The organism is Mesorhizobium sp. B3-1-7 (assembly GCF_006439385.1).
Lineage (GTDB): Bacteria > Pseudomonadota > Alphaproteobacteria > Rhizobiales > Rhizobiaceae > Mesorhizobium.
In genome coordinates this window covers 13,289-31,050 of record NZ_VFTL01000019.1, presented here as the reverse complement: position 1 = coordinate 31,050, position 17,762 = coordinate 13,289, and the positions used below count along the sequence as shown (strand labels likewise).

General features: G+C 62.4%; 17 protein-coding genes. 7 read left to right on the top strand and 10 right to left on the bottom strand.

The features are described from left to right. The first annotated feature begins 125 nt into the window (after positions 1 to 125). A complete protein-coding gene (locus FJ417_RS16950) occupies positions 126 to 2,579 on the top strand; it encodes a membrane-bound PQQ-dependent dehydrogenase, glucose/quinate/shikimate family (protein WP_140784267.1) in 2,454 nt (817 codons plus the stop codon). A 244-nt stretch (positions 2,580 to 2,823) separates the two neighbouring features. Here the strand turns inward: FJ417_RS16950 and FJ417_RS16945 are convergent, their stop codons facing one another. From FJ417_RS16945 to FJ417_RS16935, 3 genes are read right to left on the bottom strand one after another with little or no spacing between them, the layout of a single operon-like run. Further along, positions 2,824 to 5,103 carry a xanthine dehydrogenase family protein molybdopterin-binding subunit gene (locus FJ417_RS16945; RefSeq protein WP_140784266.1) on the bottom strand — a complete coding sequence of 760 codons (2,280 nt, stop codon included), beginning with the start codon at positions 5,101 to 5,103 and terminating at the stop codon, positions 2,824 to 2,826. Between the two features lie 2 nt (positions 5,104 to 5,105). Beyond that, complete coding sequence (locus tag FJ417_RS16940; RefSeq protein ID WP_140784265.1) at positions 5,106 to 6,128, bottom strand: xanthine dehydrogenase family protein subunit M; 1,023 nt, start codon at positions 6,126 to 6,128, stop codon at positions 5,106 to 5,108. A 1-nt stretch (position 6,129) separates the two neighbouring features. Continuing rightward, entirely contained in the window at positions 6,130 to 6,699 is a 570-nt protein-coding gene (locus FJ417_RS16935) for a (2Fe-2S)-binding protein (protein WP_181175250.1), read from the bottom strand. A 258-nt stretch (positions 6,700 to 6,957) separates the two neighbouring features. Here FJ417_RS16935 and FJ417_RS16930 point away from each other — a divergent pair, with 258 nt between their 5' ends. The 3 genes from FJ417_RS16930 to FJ417_RS16920 are packed head-to-tail and all read left to right on the top strand — an operon-like array spanning position 6,958 to position 8,887. Continuing rightward, the gene (locus tag FJ417_RS16930) at positions 6,958 to 7,401 is read left to right on the top strand and encodes a PPC domain-containing DNA-binding protein (protein ID WP_140784264.1); all 444 of its coding nucleotides are present in this window, start codon (positions 6,958 to 6,960) and stop codon (positions 7,399 to 7,401) included. Between the two features lie 47 nt (positions 7,402 to 7,448). Then, on the top strand, positions 7,449 to 7,880 hold the full coding sequence (locus tag FJ417_RS16925; protein WP_140784263.1) for a GFA family protein: 432 nt from the start codon (positions 7,449 to 7,451) through the stop codon (positions 7,878 to 7,880). Further along, positions 7,874 to 8,887 carry an ATP-dependent DNA ligase gene (locus tag FJ417_RS16920; RefSeq protein WP_140784262.1) on the top strand — a complete coding sequence of 338 codons (1,014 nt, stop codon included), beginning with the start codon at positions 7,874 to 7,876 and terminating at the stop codon, positions 8,885 to 8,887. The genes FJ417_RS16925 and FJ417_RS16920 overlap by 7 nt, the downstream gene beginning before the upstream one ends. Before the next feature lie 33 nt (positions 8,888 to 8,920). Here the strand turns inward: FJ417_RS16920 and FJ417_RS16915 are convergent, their stop codons facing one another. After that, on the bottom strand, positions 8,921 to 10,132 hold the full coding sequence (locus FJ417_RS16915) for an FAD-binding oxidoreductase (RefSeq protein WP_140784261.1): 1,212 nt from the start codon (positions 10,130 to 10,132) through the stop codon (positions 8,921 to 8,923). Between the two features lie 136 nt (positions 10,133 to 10,268). On the opposite strand from FJ417_RS16915, the gene FJ417_RS16910 reads away from it, so the two are divergent. Then, the gene (locus tag FJ417_RS16910) at positions 10,269 to 10,550 is read left to right on the top strand and encodes a hypothetical protein (protein ID WP_140640590.1); all 282 of its coding nucleotides are present in this window, start codon (positions 10,269 to 10,271) and stop codon (positions 10,548 to 10,550) included. Positions 10,551 to 10,568: 18 nt separating this feature from the next. On the opposite strand, the gene FJ417_RS16905 is transcribed toward FJ417_RS16910, so the two are convergent. Further along, on the bottom strand, positions 10,569 to 11,312 hold the full coding sequence (locus FJ417_RS16905) for a metallophosphoesterase (protein WP_140784260.1): 744 nt from the start codon (positions 11,310 to 11,312) through the stop codon (positions 10,569 to 10,571). Continuing rightward, on the bottom strand, positions 11,305 to 12,111 hold the full coding sequence (locus FJ417_RS16900) for a nucleotidyltransferase family protein (protein WP_140640594.1): 807 nt from the start codon (positions 12,109 to 12,111) through the stop codon (positions 11,305 to 11,307). The genes FJ417_RS16905 and FJ417_RS16900 overlap by 8 nt, the downstream gene beginning before the upstream one ends. 160 nt (positions 12,112 to 12,271) lie before the next feature. Here FJ417_RS16900 and FJ417_RS16895 point away from each other — a divergent pair, with 160 nt between their 5' ends. Then, entirely contained in the window at positions 12,272 to 14,578 is a 2,307-nt protein-coding gene (locus FJ417_RS16895; protein ID WP_140784259.1) for an FdhF/YdeP family oxidoreductase, read from the top strand. A 154-nt stretch (positions 14,579 to 14,732) separates the two neighbouring features. Here the strand turns inward: FJ417_RS16895 and FJ417_RS16890 are convergent, their stop codons facing one another. The 4 genes from FJ417_RS16890 to FJ417_RS16880 form a co-directional block, all read right to left on the bottom strand. Further along, positions 14,733 to 15,392, bottom strand: a complete 660-nt coding sequence (locus tag FJ417_RS16890) for a DUF6766 family protein (protein ID WP_140784335.1) — start codon at positions 15,390 to 15,392, stop codon at positions 14,733 to 14,735. A gap of 194 nt (positions 15,393 to 15,586) precedes the next feature. After that, positions 15,587 to 16,183 carry an isochorismatase family cysteine hydrolase gene (locus FJ417_RS16885; RefSeq protein ID WP_226892177.1) on the bottom strand — a complete coding sequence of 199 codons (597 nt, stop codon included), beginning with the start codon at positions 16,181 to 16,183 and terminating at the stop codon, positions 15,587 to 15,589. A 10-nt stretch (positions 16,184 to 16,193) separates the two neighbouring features. Beyond that, the gene (locus FJ417_RS33550; protein WP_246687480.1) at positions 16,194 to 16,409 is read right to left on the bottom strand and encodes a hypothetical protein; all 216 of its coding nucleotides are present in this window, start codon (positions 16,407 to 16,409) and stop codon (positions 16,194 to 16,196) included. A 180-nt stretch (positions 16,410 to 16,589) separates the two neighbouring features. Next, complete coding sequence (locus tag FJ417_RS16880) at positions 16,590 to 17,156, bottom strand: sigma-70 family RNA polymerase sigma factor (RefSeq protein ID WP_226892236.1); 567 nt, start codon at positions 17,154 to 17,156, stop codon at positions 16,590 to 16,592. 370 nt (positions 17,157 to 17,526) lie between these two features. On the opposite strand from FJ417_RS16880, the gene FJ417_RS33800 reads away from it, so the two are divergent. Then, positions 17,527 to 17,658 (top strand): hypothetical protein, encoded by a 132-nt coding sequence (locus tag FJ417_RS33800; RefSeq protein WP_281405426.1) that lies wholly within the window; start codon positions 17,527 to 17,529, stop codon positions 17,656 to 17,658. Positions 17,659 to 17,762: the final 104 nt, after the last annotated feature.

Sequence of the window (17,762 nt, the reverse complement as noted above, 5' to 3'; positions counted from 1 at the left end):
CGAAGCCGCAAAAGGATCACAGAATGGTGACCGGCAGCGACGGCGGATCCCGAATTTAATCCGCAACCACAGCCGGCTGCATGCGTTCGCCAGATATCACGATCTGTTTCACGCTGGAAAATGCCATGACCGACGCCGCTGCAAACAACCCCCGTCGTCCTCTGGGCCATCGCGGCGTCGCCTACTGGTGGAGAGCGCTGGTCGGCATCCTATTGGTCGTTCTCGGCCTGCTGATCGGCTGCGGTGGCGCCTGGCTCGTCGCGCTCGGCGGCTCCTGGTATTATCTGCCCGCCGGCATTGCATTGCTGCTCGCGGGCATTCTGCTGCTCGCAGGAAATATGGCCGGTGTCTGGCTTTACGTCCTGACATGGCTCGCAACGCTTGCCTGGGCCTATTGGGAGGTCGGTCTCGACGGCTGGGCGCTGATGCCTCGCGTCTTGGCTCCCACGATCATCCTCATCTTCGTCCTGCTTGCCGTTCCGGCCTTCCGCGACATCGGCAGCCGAGGCAGCAGGAACGCCGCCTATGTGACAAGCCTGCTGCTGCCGGTCATTGCGCTGGGCGCGTTCACCTTCCTGCACATCGATGCCTTGGCGCAGTCACCGGCGCAACAGCCGGCGCCTGCCGCGCAGCCCGCGCCGAACGGAACGTCGGCCTCGCCGGACACCGCGACCCATCAGGCCGGCAATGACTGGCCGGTCTATGGCGGATCGGAACTGGGGAAGCGCTATTCGCCGCTGAACCAGATCACCGCGGCCAATGTTTCCAAGCTCACCCGCGCCTGGTCCTTCCACACCGGCGACATGCCGAACGAAGCGACCAAGGACCTCTACTCGCCCGAAAACACGCCGCTCGAGATCGGCGGCTATCTCTATGCCTGCTCGGCCAAGGACATCATCATTTCCGCCGATGCCCGCAGCGGCAAGGAAGAATGGCGTTACGACCCGAAGGTCCCCGACGACGCCATACCCTATGGCGCGAGCTGTCGCGGTGTTGCCTATTTCGCCGTGCCGGGCGCCAAGGCGGATCAAGCCTGCGCGACAAGGATTCTCATCGGAACACTGGACGCGCGCCTGATCGCCATCGATGCCAAGACCGGCAAACCCTGCACGGACTTCGGCCAGCAGGGCGTCGTCGACCTCACGCAAGGCATCGGCGAGACGGTCCCCGGTTGGTATTCTGTCACCGCGCCGCCAACCATCGTGCGCGGTATCGCGGTCGTCGGTGCGCAGGTCAAGGATGGCCAGGCCGAGAACGCGCCTTCGGGCGTCGTCCGCGGCTATGACGCCACCACCGGCAAGCTCGCCTGGGCATGGGACATGGGACATCCCGATCGGGCGGGCGCGCCGCCTGCCGGCGATACCTACACGCGTGGCACCCCGAACATGTGGACCGTCGCGGCCGCCGATCCGCAACTCGGCTATGTCTACCTGCCGCTCGGCAATGCCGCCGTCGACTACTATGGTGTCGATCGCAAGGATTTCGAGAACCAGTTCAATTCATCGATCGTCGCCATCGACGTCACGACCGGCAAGCCGGCCTGGCATTTCCAGACGGTGCACCACGATCTTTGGGACTACGACCTCGGCTCACAGCCGACGCTCGTCGATTTCCCGACCGTGACCGGCAAGATCGCCGCCATCATCGTGCCCAGCAAGCAGGGCCAGATCTACGTGCTCGACCGCAAGACCGGCAAGCCGCTCTTCCCGGTCGAGGAGCATAATGTGCCCTCGGGCGGCGTCGAACCGGACAAGCTCTCCAAGACGCAGCCCTATTCAGGCTACGCGCATCTCGACCAACCGGTGCTGACCGAAAAGGACATGTGGGGCATGAGCCCGCTGGATCAGCTCTACTGCCGCATCCAGTTCCATCGCGCCTCCTATCAGGGCGAGTACACGCCGCCGACGGTCGACCGGCCCTTCATCGAATATCCCGGCTACAATGGCGGCTCGGACTGGGGCAGCATCGCCGTCGACACCGACAGCGGGGTGCTGATCGCCAATTACAACGACATGCCGAACTACAATCAGTTGATCCCGCGCGAGAAGGCCGACCAGATGGGCTTCAAGCCGATAGACAAGGGCGGCAGCCCGAAAAAGGTGAAGGACATCGGCGATCCGCAAGCCGGATCGCCATACGCCATTGCCGTCAATGCCGGCTGGCGCTTGCCAACGGGCCTGCTGTGCTCGAAGCCGCCCTATGGTCATATCCGCGCGATCGATCTCAAGACCGGCAGGACGCTGTGGGACGAGCCGCTCGGCAGCGCCGACAACAACGGGCCCTTCGGCCTTCCTTCCATGCTGCCGCTAACCATTGGAACGCCGAACAATGGCGGTCCTTTGGTCACGGCGGGCGGCCTGATCTTCATCGCCGCGACCACCGACAACAAGCTGCGCGCCATCGACATCAAGACGGGCAAGGAAGTATGGCATGCCGACCTTCCTGCCGGCGGCCAGACGACGCCGATGACCTATGAGGTCGATGGCAGGCAATACATCGTCATCGCGCCCGGCGGGCATCATTTCATGGAGACGAAAGTCGGCGACGAAGTCATCGCCTATGCCCTGCCTGCGAGCTAAATAGATTTGGGGCCAGGCTCTCAGCTTTCCCTATCGTTGCTCCGCACCGTCGCCTGCGGCGGCTCGCTGCTGTTCCTCGCCAACCGTCGGCTTCGGCGCCTGGCGAGAAAGTACATCCACATCAGAATGAGGATGAGAGGAATGCCCGCGACAGGCAGCATCCATATGCCAATGTGAAACATTGGTCTCTCCCGGGGAGATCTTCATCCCGACATGGTCAGGCGAGCAGTTGCATCCGACGTGGTCAGGCGAGCAGTTGCTCTATCCTGATCGGCAGGTCGCGGATGCGCTTGCCGGTCGCATGGTAGACCGCGCTCGCGACGGCCGCGGCCGTGCCGACATTGCCGAGCTCGCCGAGGCCTTTCACCCCGGCCGGATTAACGGCGTGATCGACCTCCGGCACCAGGATCACCTGCAGGTCCTTGATGTCGGCATTGACCGGGACGAGGTAGTCCTGCAGGTCGCGGTTCACATAGCGGGCATAGCGACTGTCGACTTCGGTCGCCTCGTGCAGCGCCTGGCCGATGCCCCAGATCATGCCGCCCATCAACTGGCTGCGCGCGGTGCGCGTGTTCATGATGCGGCCGGCGGCAAAGGCGCCAACGATGCGCGGCACGCGGATTTCCCTGGTATAGTGGTTGATGCGGACCTCGACGAATTCGGCGCCAAAGGCGTATTTGACGGAGTCCTCGTCCTGGTCCGCGCCATGGAACTCCGGCGTGCCGGCATAGAGCTTCTTCAGCGCCTCGGGCGTCGCGCCCTTCGGCGCAAACTCGACATATTCCTCGATGGCGCCGACCTGCATGGTCTTCAGGACGTCCTCGACCTTGGCCGACGCACCGCCCTTTGCCATGATCTTTCCGTCGGCGAGGTCGAAGTCCTCATTATGGGAGCCGGCCAGCGGACCACCCTCGGCGGTCGCGGCGGCATAGAGCTTGGTGCGGATCGCGTCGCATGCCTTGAGCACCGCCGAGCAGACACTGGCCGTGGAGATCGACCCGCCTGAGACCGGAGCCGGAGGCAAGCTGCTGTCGCCCATTTCGACGCTGATCTTGTCGATGCCGACGCCGAGGCGCTCCGACGCCATCTGAGCGGCCACGGTGCGCACGCCGGTGCCGATCTCGTGCGAACCGCATTGCACCCGAACTTCGCCGTCGGCTGTGAGGCGCACTCGTGCCGCGCATGGCGCTACCGCTGTCGGATAGATGGCCGTGGCGCAGCCCATGCCGATCAGCCAGTCGCCGTCGCGCATCGCGCCGACCTTGGGATCTCGCTTGGCCCATCCGAACGCTTCCGCCGCCTGATCGTAGCATTGGGTCAGCGAGCGGCTGGAGAACGGTTTCTTGCCGATCGGCTCCGTCTTCGGCTCATTGATGCGACGGAACTCGACCGGATCCATGCCGAGCGCCACCGCCATTTCGTCCATGGCGTTCTCCAGCGCGTAGACGTACGGGGTTTCGGGTGGCGAGCGCATATAGCCAGGCGTGTTGCGGTCGGCCTGCACCAGCGAGACATGCGTCAGCACCGAACCGTAGTCATACATCCGGCCAGTCGCCGAGGTACCGCCGACGACATAAAGGTCCGGCCGCGACGTAACCTCCCAGCCCTCATGCGCGAAAGCGGTGATGCGGCCGTCCTTGCCGGCGCCGATGCGGATGCGGTGCCGCGTTTCGGCCCGATAGGTCTGAATGCCGAAAGCCTGCATGCGGCTGGTCACGCAACGCACCGGACGTCCGAGCCGCTTGGCGGCAACAGCCACGATCGCGGTGCGCGGCGTCATCGGTCCCTTCGAGCCGAAGGCGCCGCCGATGAAAGGGCTGATTATGCGCACCTTGCCGGGATCGATCTTCAATTGCCGGGCGAGCTCGACTTTCCAGCCGGTGACGTTCTGCGAGGCCTCGTGCACGACAAGCTGGTCGCCTTCCCAGAACGCGGTCGTTGAAAACAACTCGATCGGATTGTGGTGCTGGGTAGGCGTCGAATAACGCTGGTCGATCTTGACCGCTGCGGCGGCGTAAGCCGCGTCGAAATCGCCTGCCTTGACGTCCTCCTTGAACAATGGGCTCTTGCCGGCCGCCGGGACGGTTTTCGTGCCGGGGCTGTCGAAGCTCGCGGTTGGCTTGTCGTCCTCATACTCGGCGCGGATCAGCTGCGCCGCCTCTTCAGCCGCTTCGAAAGTCTCGGCGACGGCAAGCGCGATGATCTGCCCGTCATGGAAGATCGTACGGTCGTGCAATGGGCCGATCGAGGTGGCGCCGGAATTGCCGAATTTCGGTTTGTCGACCTTGTCCATGTCGCCATAGGTGATGATGTCGAGCAGGCCGGGCACCGCGCGGGCTTTGTCCAGATCGAGCTTCGTCACCTTGCCTCTGGCGATGCTGCTGGCGGCCAGCGCGCCATAGGCGATGTTGGCGGTGGGCAAGTCGGCGGGATAGTGCGCCTGACCGGTGACTTTCAGGCGCGCATCGACCCGCGGCAGCGGTGCGCCCTGGTTCTCTTTGGGTCTTGGAGCAGCTGTGTCCATGGTCACATCTCCATGTCGCGGGCTTCGAGCAGCGCGCGCACCAGCGTTCGCTTGCCGAGTTCGATCTTGAATGCGTTGTGCTGGCGCGGTTGTGCTTCGGCGAAGGCGGCATCCGCCGCAACTCTTGCCGATGCCTCGTCCAGCTTCTTGCCTTGCAGGGCTTCTTCGGCCGCGCGGGCGCGCCAAGGCACCGTCGCCACGCCGCCCAACGCGATGCGCGCTTCACGAACATTGTCGCCGTCGAGATCGAGCGCAATGGCGGCTGAAGCCAGCGCAAAGGCATAGGATTCGCGGTCGCGGATCTTCAGATAGAGCGAGCGCCGCGCCCACGGGATAGCGGGTACTTCGATGGCGCTGACGATCTCGTCGGCCGCAAGGTCGGTCTCGATATAAGGCGTGTCGCCGGGCTGCCGATGCAACTTCGCGAATGGCAGCTTTCGCGTCCCGCGCGAGCCTTCGGCATGAACGACGGCATCGAGCGCGATCAGCGCCTGGGCGAAATCGCCGTGATAGGTGGCGATGCAGGCGTCGCTCGCGCCGAGCACCGCGTGCTGCCGATTGAAACCTTCCATTGCCGCGCAACCCGAACCGGGCACGCGCTTGTTGCAGTGCCAGGACGTCTCGCGAAAATATTCGCAGCGCGTGCGCTGCAGGATATTGCCGGCGAGGCTCGCCATGTTGCGGATCTGGCCGCTCGCGGCCAGCCGCAGGCTGTCGGCAATGACCGGATAGCGGCGCTTGACCTCCGCATGGTCGGCGGCCTCGCCCATCCGCACCAGGGCGCCGAAGCGGATACCATTATCGGTGGCCCGGATTTGCCTGAGACCAGGGTCGGCAAGCCGGTTGAGGTCGAGCAGCCGGTTCGGCTCGGCAACGCCGAGCTTCATATAGTCGGCAAGATTGGTGCCGCCGGCGATGAACTGCGCATTCGCGCGTGTCGGCTGGTCGTCGTTGGTGGTGAAGCGTGAGGCGATCGCGACCGCAGCGGAAATGTCGGTCGGCTGTTCGTAGACGAAGGGGTGCATGTCACGCTCCCTTCATCTGATCGCGTGCCTGCAGGACAGCGGCGACAATGTTGGGATAGGCGGCGCAGCGACAGATGTTGCCGCTCATATATTCGCGGATGTCATCCTCGGATTCCGCGTGACCCTCATTCACGCAGCCGATCGCCGACAGGATCTGTCCCGGCGTGCAATAGCCGCACTGGAAAGCATCATGGTCGATGAAGGCCTGCTGCATCGGATGCAACTTGCCATCGCTGGAGGCGAGCCCTTCGACCGTCGTGATGTCCTTGCCGTCGTTCATCACGGCGAAGCTCAGACAGGACAGCACGCGCTTGCCGTCGACCAGCACCGTGCACGCGCCGCATTGGCCATGGTCGCAGCCCTTCTTGGTGCCGGTCAGTCCGACATGGTCCCGCAAGGCATCGAGCAGGCTGGTTCTCGTATCGAGCGACAGCTCATAAGCCTGCCTGTTGATCCGCAACGACGTGACGGCCGGTTGCCTCAGTTTCGGCTGGGCTGCACTCGGCGCTTCGGCCCGTGCATGCGAAGCAAGCAAAGGCGCAGTCGCGGCCGCCGACACCGAACCTGCCATGAAACGCCTTCGACTGAGACCATTATTGGATAGGGCTGATGGCTGGGACATGGCTCGCTCCTGGGCTGGCTGGGTCCGTGCGCTAACCTTTCAACGAGGCCAATGTTCCCATTGGCCACCCCAAAACCCGCGGCACTTCACGGAAGCGTGACTCCGCCGTTGACGGCTGGATCGTCGCTTGGGTCTCTCGACAAACTGGAACATGCGTCCTGATTAGGAGTTCTTGCCCAAGAGCCACCGGCACATCCAAAGGGCATCATGAAATCGAAACTGGTCGCAGAGACCCCCGGGCAAAGGACATTCGTGGTCGTGCTCGATCCGGGCGAGGAAGCCTTCGCCTCTCTCACCGAATTTGCCGGTCAGAAGGGAATTGCCGGCGCCTCCCTGACGGCGATCGGCGCGTTTGAAAAAGCGACGGTTGGCTGGTTCGACTTCCAATCGAAATCCTACCGCAAGATCCCGGTCGCCGAACAATGCGAGGTGCTGAGCGCGATCGGCGACATCGCCGTCGACGACAGCGGCAAGGCGAGCTTGCATCTCCATGCCGTTCTTGGCTTGAGCGATGGATCGACCCGCGGCGGACATCTGCTCGAAGGCCTGGTGAAGCCGACACTCGAAGTCACGGTGACGGAATCGCCTGTGCATTTGCGGCGCACGAAACGACCAGCCCTCGGCATCGCCCTGATCGATCTTGACGCGTGAAATCCTGCGCTACCGAAACCGCATCTTCGATCAGGCGTTCAAACTTGATGGAACAACCGGACGTCTTTACGCGAAACGCAGCCGTCGAGCGATATGGCGGGTGCCTGTGCGGGAACATCCGTTACCGCCTGACCGGCGAGCCACGCGTGCATTATTGCCACTGCGATATGTGCCGTCGCGCGACCGGGAGCGCCTTCGCCGTGCTTGGCTGGATGCCTGTCGCCGGCCTCTCGTGGCTGACCGTGGAACCGACCTGTCGCCGCTCGTCGCCAATCGCCCGGAGAAGTTTCTGCCAATCCTGCGGTACGCCTCTTACCCTTGCCTATGACGCGAACCCGCAGGAAATCGCGATGCATATCGGGACCTTCGACGATCCGGCCGAGCTTGAGCCGCGACACAATTACGGTTCCTCGCAGCGGCTCGGCTGGGTCTGCTGCGGCATCGACCTGCCACACCATGACACGGAAGAGCGATGGTAACGGCACGAGACAGCGGCTTCCCGTTGCCCTTGGACACGCCACCGATGGAAGCGCGAACGGCGGAAGTGTTGCCGGAGGGAAATGGCCCTTGGCTTTATGAGCCGAAATGGGATGGATTTCGTTGTCTTGCCTTCAAGGACGGCAAGGCGGTCGATCTAAGGGCGAAGTCGGGCAAGCCGCTTGGCCGCTACTTTCCCGAATTGATCGCGACGATGCAAAGCCTCGATGCCGGGGATTTCGTCGTCGACGGCGAGATCGTCATCGAGATCGACAGTCGCGCTTCCTTTGACGCGTTGCAGATGCGGCTGCACCCGGCCGAGAGCCGCATCCGCAAGCTGAGCATCGAGACGCCGGCGCAGTTGATCCTCTTCGATATGCTCGTCGCCCCGGGCGGCAAGATCACGCTCGAACGCCCCTTGGGCGATCGGCGTAACGCTTTGGCGGCCTTCCTGGCAAAAGTACCCTCTGCCGGGCTCCGGCTGTCGCCATCCACCACCAGTGTCGCCACCGCCAGGCAATGGCTGCAAGGCGCCGGCCACGGCTCGACCGACGGTGTCGTCGCCAAGATGCTCGACGGGCCTTATCGGCCAGGCGAGCGCGCGATGGTCAAGGTCAAGCGGCTGCGCACGGCGGACTGTGTGGTCGGCGGCTTCCGCTATCTGAACGGCAAGCGGCAGGTAGGATCGTTGCTGCTCGGCCTCTACAACGACCAAGGGCAGCTCGATCATGTCGGCTTCACATCGACCATTGCCAATGAGAGCCGCGCCGCGCTCACGACGAAGCTCGAGGCGTTGCGCGGAGGGCCGGGTTTCACCGGCAAGGCCCCCGGCGGACCGAGCCGCTGGAGCACGGAGCGCAGCGGCGAATGGGAGGCGGTGAAGCCGGAACTGGTGGTCGAGGTTCGTTTCGACCATGTCACCGGCGACCGCTTCCGCCACGGCACCAGGCTCTTGCGCTGGCGACCCGACAAAGCGCCGCGCCAGTGCACGTTCGAGCAGATCGAGTAGCCTAACCTGCCGGCGGCTACAAAGTCTGGAGGATCATGTCTTGAACGCGAACAGACTTGCGTCCGCATCATCTTTGCCGGCGATGGACGCCGAGATGATCTCGGACGCGATCTGGGAAAAGATGATCCCGTTTCCGCCATAGCCCATCACCGCATGAACGCGCGGATGCCCCGGCACGCCGCCGATGATCGGCAGTCCGGTTCCGGTGGCGCCGAATGAGCCTGCCCAGGCGAAGTTCGCCGCTGTGTCCAGTTGCGGGAACATCTTCCCGAGTTTCTGCTCAAGGCGATCCGTCTTTTGCGCGGTCAGGGCGTCGCGCCGTTCCTCGTCGGTGAACTCCTCGTCTTCGCCGCCGCAGATCACGCGGCCGTCGGATGTGGCCCTGAGATAGAGGTAGGGATCGGAAGCCTCCCAGATCATGGCGGCGAGCGGCCAGAGTTTTTTCGGCTGCGGGCGCGTCGCGATCGCCCATGTAGAGATGATGCGATGGCCGGTATTCGGCACGATGTCGAGCAGTTCGTATCCGGTTGTGAGAATAAGATGGCGCGCCTTGATCACAGGGCCTGCTCGGGTCGCCACCGTCACGCCGAGCCGATTGTCCTTGATCGCAGTCGCTTCCGCCTGCGCATAGAACCGCGCCTTGCGTTGCAGGGCCGCGCTCAGCAGTCCGGACGTCAATTTGCGCGGATCGAGCGCCAGATTGTCATGGCTCAGAATTGCTGCGGCGCGACCTATCCCGAAATCCTCTCTCAGCTTTTTTCGTGTTAGCAAGCACGCTCCAATGCCCGCCTCGCGGCGTGCCTCCGCCTCGCGGCGCAGGTCCGACGCATCGAGCCTATTGCCGGTCAGGTAAAGCGATGGCGTATCCGCCGCCCGGCAGCGGATATCGAGTTCCGCGATGCGTCCGCGCAGGTTGAGCAGCGACAGTCGCGAGCGCCGCCAAGCCTGTCGAGCGGCATCGCCTCCGATCATCCGGGACAGCCTGATGAGCGGTTGATCGATCTCGAACTGGACAAGCGCCGTCGTGGCTGCCGTCGACCCTTTCAGCGGCCCGCGCCTGTCGATGCAAATCACGGAATGGCCATCGCGGGTCAGCGCTTCGGCCATCATCGCGCCGCTGATGCCCATGCCGACGATCAGGATGTCGGTTTTTACATCTCGGGTCAGGCGGTCTGCCGGCACCGCAGTTGAGCGATAGGCAGCCCAGACGGGTGTGCCGCTTCTGAGATCGAGCTTGCGAGGCATGAAAGTTCCCGGTTCCGCACGATAAGTCACAAGGCGCGCTGCCGTTCCCGGTCGACGGCGTTCCGTGGCGAACAAGAAGCGGAACAACTCATCTTGCGGCGGGTTCTCCAGTCGAAGCTTAGTATTGGAGAACGTCATGGACCCGCGCGACAAACAGCGGCCGGCAAAGACCGAAGAAACCGAAGCCCCGACCATCGAGCAGCAGGATTGGGACGCTCTTGAGGGCGGCAGAATCCTGCCGGACAGCGTTGCCGTAAACGGCGACCCGCAGGATGACGCCGAAGCGGAAGGAGATCTTCCCGAGGAAGATGACGACAACCCCTTCCAGGACAGCGACGAAGCCTTGCCCGACGACGAGGAGGAACGCGTCCTGTCGAAGGATCCTTCCAAGGAAGGCAGTCGTTTCGACGAGGTCTAGGTGCGGTCGCCAGCCAGTTCAGATTTCGAGCAGCGCGTAGGGCCGGCCCGTCGGCTTCGTGATGTGCATGGCGACATTGTAGACCTTGGCGCCGCCGGGGGTCTGGCCCTCATAGCTGCCGCGATGCGCATGGCCATGCACGACGGCGCTCACCTTGAACCGGTCGATCGTTTCGGCAAGGCGGGATGATCCGAGGAACGGGAAGATTTCCGGCGGCTCGCCGGCGACCGTCTCCGGGATCGGCGCATAGTGAAGAACCACCAGCGTGCGCTTGGCGCGGACCTGTCGCATGGCGTTCTCCAGCCGCATCGCTTCATTGACGCTCTCGGCCACCATGGCCTTGATTGCCGGCTCGCCGAAAGAGCCGAGCATCCTCGAGCCGAAGCCGCCGACAAAACCCTTGACGCCGACAAAGCCGACATCCATCAGTTCCGTCGCCTGCCCGTCGAGGAGATAGATGCCGGCCTGGCGGAGCGTCGCCGCGATCTGGTCGACGCAGCCGGATTCGTAATCGTGGTTGCCGAGTACGGCGACGACGGGGATCGAGCAGGCCCGCAGGTCCTCGGCGAGAAGCTCGGCCTCTTTGGGCTTGCCGAGATTGGTGAGATCGCCGGTAAGCACGAGGATGTCGGCCTCGCGCGAAACCTCGCCGAACAGATCGCGGTAGGACGTCTGCGCATCTTCCTGGACATGCAGATCGCCCACGGCAGCGACTTTGACTTTGCCGCTCGCTTTGCGGTCTGCCTTGCTTCGTTCAGCCATCGCGGAATTCTCCAACGCCGCCGACCCCCGCAAAACCCCATTCCTTGACGTCGATCTCATAGTCGACCTGCGACAGCAGGCGGCCACGGCAGATCTTCATCCTCGGCGGAGGCAATTGCCGCTGCCTGGCGAGCCGCTCGACCAGATTGTCCAGCAGCCAGTCGGGAATGTGGTCGCGTTCACTGGGATAGATCCACCGGAAATTCAGCACCTGCATCAAGAGCACCTCCCAGTGGGTGTCGAGATAGGACAGCAATCTTTGCCAGTCGATCTGCTCATGCGCCTTGAGGATGGTGTGGGCGATGTCGGCGCCGTCATGCCGGCCCCTGTCCTGGATGAAGCATTTCGACCAGATGAGCTCGGTCGGCCCGATGATGCGGACCCGGTTGCCCAAGAGCTCGACCTGGCGGGCATTCTCCAGCCACTGGTCCTCGACCTGCATGGTGCCGTTGGCGGAAGCAAAGATCACATCGAAGAAATGCGGGCCTTCAAAGACCTTCCCCAGCCAGCGGTCGTCCTCGATCTCGACCGCGTAGCCGATATCCTTGAAATGGGCGAGGATACGCGGGCAATCACCGGCCTTGCAGAAGATATCGAGGTCCTTGGTCTGGCGCACGACGCCGGTATAGGCGCTGACGGCGTAGGTTCCGGCGACCAGGAAAGGGATGTCGGTGGCAGCAAGTTCGCGGATCGCGTGCGTATAGAAGGCTTCCGCTTCGGCGCTCTTCAGCGTCGGCTCCGCCTTTGCGTCGATCACAGGCAGCGTCGCCAGCACTCCCGGCAACTCGTCATTGGCCATCAACCGTCGCTCCGGCTTTTTATCTTCTTCCACCTGTTTCGGTAAACAGCGGCGATCCGGTGTTGTTCCGCCGTCAGCGGCATCTTCATGGCGGTGGAGGCTGGAACATTGTGAAACCGTGCGGGTTGGAGATCAAAGCAAATACGAGCCGAGCTCCACCATGAATCCCTCCACCACCGATCATGTCGAAATCCGCAAGTACAACCATCCGACCGGCGGATGGGGATCCCTCAAATCATTGATCCGCAAGGCACGCGGCGAAGGCTTGCTGATGTCGGGCATCTGGAGCACGCTGCTCAAGCAGAACAAGGCCGACGGCTATATGTGCGTCTCCTGCTCCTGGGCGAAGCCGGCCGAGCCGCGCCCGTTCGAATTCTGCGAGAACGGCGCCAAGGCCACGATCTGGGACCAGACGAAACGGCGCTGCGGCCCGGAGTTCTTCGCCGCCCACTCCGTCAACGAGCTGCTCGATTGGCCCGATCACGACCTTGAGAAGCAGGGCCGGCTGCTCGAACCGATGCGCTACAATGAGGTCACCGACAAATATGAGCCGGTCGGGTGGGAGGCCGCGTTCCGCGACATCGGCGAGGAGCTCCGCAAGCTCGATCCGAGATCGGTCGTGTTCTACACCTCGGGCCGCGCCTCGCTCGAGGCGTCGTTCATGTATCAGCTTTTCGCGCGCATCTACGGCTCGGGCAATCTGCCGGACTCCTCCAACATGTGCCACGAGTCGACTTCGGTCGGCCTGCCCGAGTCCATCGGCTCGCCGGTCGGCACCGTGCAATTGGAGGACTTCGGCCATTGCGACCTGATGTTCTTCTTTGGCCACAACACCGGCGTGAGCGCGCCGCGATTGCTTCACCCGATCGAGGAAGCGCGCCAGCGCGGCATACCCGTCATCACCTTCAATCCGCTGCCGGAGCGCGGCCTGAAGCGCTTCAAGAATCCACAGAGCCCAGTTGAAATGCTTTCGCCGGGCGCCGGCACCAGGATGTCGAGCGACTTCTTCCAGATTCGCGGCGGCGGCGACATCGCCGCCATGACGGGCATTGCGAAGGCCGTTTTGGCGCTCGACGACGCGGCAAAGAATGCTGGCGCGCCGCGTGTCCTCGACACGGCTTTCATCGAGAAACATACACACGGCTTCGATGCGTTCGAAGCCTATCTGCGCCGCACATCGTGGGACAGGATCGAAGCGCGTTCGGGCATTGCGCGCGCCGATCTGGAGCATGTGGCTGAGATCTACAGCAAGGCATCGGCGGTCATCGGCAATTACGGCATGGGCCTGACGCAGCACCGGCACGGGACCGAGAACGTCCACATGCTTTGCAATCTGCTGCTGATGCGCGGCAATGTCGGCAAGCCCGGCGCCGGCGTGTCGCCGCTTCGCGGTCACTCCAACGTCCAGGGCCAACGCACCGTCGGCATTTCCGAAAAGCCGGAACTTGTCCCGCTCGACAAGTTCGCCGAATTCTACAATTTCGAGCCGCCGCGCGAGAAAGGGCGCGACACGGTCGAAACATGCGAAGGCGTGATCGACGGCTCGGTGAAGGGGTTCATCGGACTGGGCGGCAACTTCGTGCGGGCCGTTCCGGAAACCGGACTTGTCGAAGACGCCTGGCGGCACCTGAGATTGCATGTCCAGATCGCCACGAAACTGAACCGCAGTCATCTGATACCGGGAGCGGTCACCTATTTGCTGCCCTGTCTCTCACGCATCGAGAAGGATTTGCAGGCTACCGGCGAGCAGCATGTCTCGATGGAGGATTCCACAGCCTGCATCCACGGTTCCTTCGGCTATCGCCCGCCGGCCGGACCCAGTCTGCTCTCCGAGCCAAAGATCGTCGCCGAGCTCGCCAAGGCGACGGTCGCGGGAAGGAGTTCAATTCCCTGGGATGAATGGGTGGCCGACTATTCGCGCGTGCGCGACGAAATCGAACGTTGTTATCCAGACCACTTCAAGGACTTTAACAAACGCTTCCTGGTGCCGGGCGGTTTTCATCGCGACATCAAGGCCTCCAAGCGGGTGTGGCAGACCCCCAACAAGAAAGCGAACTTCAAGCCGCCGACGATGCTCGAAACGGATCCCGACATCGACGTCTCGCGGTCGGATGCGCTGACACTGATCACGGTTCGCTCCAACGACCAGTTCAACACCACCATATACGGTTACCGGGATCGCCTTCGCGGCATCAGCGGGACGCGGATGGTGCTGCTGATGAACGCGCACGATATCGAACGGCTGGGCCTCCATGACGGCGAGGTGATCGACCTGGAGTCCGCGGCCGATGACGGTGTCGAACGACGGGTGCGCGGTCTTCGCGTTACGCCCTACTCAATTCCGCGCGGCGATTGCGCCGGCTATTATCCCGAGCTCAATCCGCTCATCCCGCTCTGGCATCGGGCCGAAAAGGCGCACGTGCCAGCGGCGAAATCGGTTCCGGTTCGGGTGGTCATACCGGGATGACGCTCGCCCATGAGCCCACGCGGATGAAGCTGGCGCAAAGCCCGGCCTGTGATCTCATTTGTGACACAGGAATGCAGGCCGGGTCTATCCCAAGTGAGGGCACAAAGGCCAGCCTATACAACCAGCCGATCGGGGCGAGTGATGGTCGCTGCTGTCAATGGCCAGTTTTCGCATGCGGCGCGTGCACAGGCTTGCTCTCCGGGGAGCCGCGCTCCCTCAGCCAGATTGCCAGCAGCACCAGGACGCCCGTTGACAGAAATTCGCTCTGCCAGTTCTGAAAGCTTTCGAACCAGAATTGCCCGGAAACGAGATGCGCCAGAATGGTCTCCGCCGGCTGGTGATGCAGCGCGGCTTCTTCTGCCGCGTGGCGCGTGCTTTGCCAAAGATGGAAGACGAAGGTCGCGACGAAGATCAGAAAGAGCGCTGTTCCAAGCGAATGCGAATAGAGCCAGAGAATGATCCCACCGCGCCTTACCGGCCAGGGGGCATCAGGCTCTTCGCGATGTCTGGCGGGATCTTCGTTTTCCGGTGAGTCCGCATCGGGATCCCTGGACTCTGCCGAACCGCGCTGCACCAGATAAGCGGTGAGGAAAACATAGGCCCATTTTTCCAGGAATTCGCTTTCCCAGTTCTCGAAAACGCTTTCCTGAAATTCACCGGATCCGAGAAACGAGGCAAAGGACTGGTTCGCCAAGCCATGCATCGCCCTGTCCTGTTGGCTGGCGAAATAGCCCGAGATTGCCTGGCCGACCAGACATGCAACGAAGATGGCGAAGACGGTGATCAGCAGGCCGTTATTTCGAAAAAAACGCATCATCCATAACTCCTTGATTTCTCGCCGCCTGCTCTCTTCAATTCTCGAGTCCTGTCTCCTTTTCCAACGGTCGAGCTTCACCTTAATCTCTTTCGGGTCGGCATGCTCAAGTCCGACCACTGAGGTCGCCGCGAAATGTTCCCGGGTGGAAATGGAGCTTGCCGTTCAGACGGCGCGGCCTATCAATGGGTCGCCTACTGCCAGCATTCGAGGATGGCTTCCACCGGCGCCACCTCGACATGATGCGAGTAGCGCTTGGTGAAAAGCTTGAGGATGTTCTCATACGCCTCGTCCGACGTGCTGCAGATGGCATCCTCGGCAAGGATGGTGCGGTAACCCAGATCGATCGAGCCCAGCAGCGTGGCCAGAACGCACATATCGGCCTCGCCACCGCTGACGATGATCTCTTCGACGCCTTCGGACTGGAGCACGCCCGACAGTTCGCCGCTTAGCCATGGCGAATAGATCGGCTTGTCGAACAGGCGCGCCGGCGGCAGATGGACGGCAAGCTCGGGCAACAGTTCGATCATTTCCTTGCCTGCCCTTGCGATCGTCATTTGCGCCCAACGCTCATAATACTGCTTCCACTGGCCGTGGCCGTCGCCGGGATTTCTCGCGGGGATGAACCTGGTGAAGATGGTGGCTTCGGGCCGCTTGCCAACCAGCCTCTGCACCTGCGGCAGGATCGCGGGCAGCCATTCGACAGCCCAAGGACCCGGCGGCGCGAACATCCGCTGCATGTCGACGCAAATGTGTATGGCCTTCGCCGAAATCGGTGCGAGGTCGCTCAAGTCACGGCCGTCAAATGGCGGCACGTTCGATGCTGCCGGAAGCAGTTTGCGACTGGAAGCGCATCGGCAAGCCGGACTCCTTGATGCGACGCGCCAAGGCACGCATCGCGCGCGCCACCGGGTACATCTTGATGCGTTCGAATTCCATTGCCTGTGCCTCGGCCATGGCCGCGCACCGTTCCCGTTCGACGATTTCCGGTGAGGGAGTTTCGGCAGCGTATTCCATTGTGGGTTTCCAATCGTGTGTCTGCGACTAACTCGATGGCAGGCGGTCTGTTCCATAAAAGCGTAATGCATTCTTGCACTTGGAGCAGTTCAGCGTTTGATAGAATCGCCGAACTGCTCCAACTTATTGTTTTACGCAATTCCGGACAGAAAACCGCTGCGCACTTTTCTTGGAATTGCCCTAGCGCCGGCTGGAGGACGACCAGGAAGGCACCGCAACATTGGACGAAGTGTCCACGGCGGCGGCTGGAGACGTTTCCCCCAGGTCTTCAATCAATGACATGCGTGCTCGGTTCAACCGACTTTTGATCGTGCCGATGGCGCAACCGCAAATGCTCGCTGTTTCCTCATAGCTCACGCCCAGGATGGCGATCAGCACCAGGACCTCGCGCTGCTGGGGCGGCAATTTGCCGATGGCGGCGTGAACCTCCTGGCTGCGGATATGCCATTCCTGGTCGCCATAGCTGATTGAACGGGCCGATGCGCAGTCGGTCGCTCCTGGCGCCTCGCGCATATAGACCTTGTGCTTTGTGTAGAAGGTGTTGCGCATGATCGTGAACAGCCACGACTTCATTCGCGTGCCGGGCTCGAACTGATCGATATGCGCGATGCCCTTGAGGAGAGTTTCCTGCACGAGATCGTCTGCGTCGGTCTTGTCTCTACAGAAGGTGCGCGCAAAAGCTCTCAAAGCTGGGATCAGATCGAGGATCGTCGCCTCATTTTGGAGGGCTGACGAGCCGGAATTCATCGTCCGCAAAAACGCCTCCTGGAGGATAGCTTGGATTGGATGATCAAGGCTAATGCGCCGCGAACAGGTAGGTTCCTGTTGCGACCTCAATCGATGTTCAGCCGCTGCAAAAATTTCGAGCGCTGTCTTTACTTTGGCGATCGATCTTCGCCCTCGAAGCCAGGATCGCGCTTGACGCCGTGTGCAATCTCTCGCGGCATGCGCGACATAGCACCAGCCGGCCGCCGCAGTTTGCGCATCCATTTCGGCGTGCGCTCGGCAAGCAGATTTTAAAGCGGGCATCTATGCTCTCAAGCTTTGACGCCAGAAGCCTCCAACACCGCCAGACGGGATTTAACCCGGCTGGCGGTGCCACCTTGAAGTTTTGTCAGTGCAGCTTGCCGTCGGCTTTCGCCATCCGAGCAGCCGCTTCCAATTCCCGCGCCAACTCAACCAGCCGCTCAGGCGCTGGCTCGTCTGCGACGATCTCAAACGCGGCAAGCAGTTCCCCATCGAGCGTTGAACGCTTTGGAGCCGCGGTTTGGGTCTCTATCGGAATCACGGTGTGTCGACGCACGGGCCTGCTCATAACAAATGTTAACACACCCGGCGTAACCGGCAATCAAA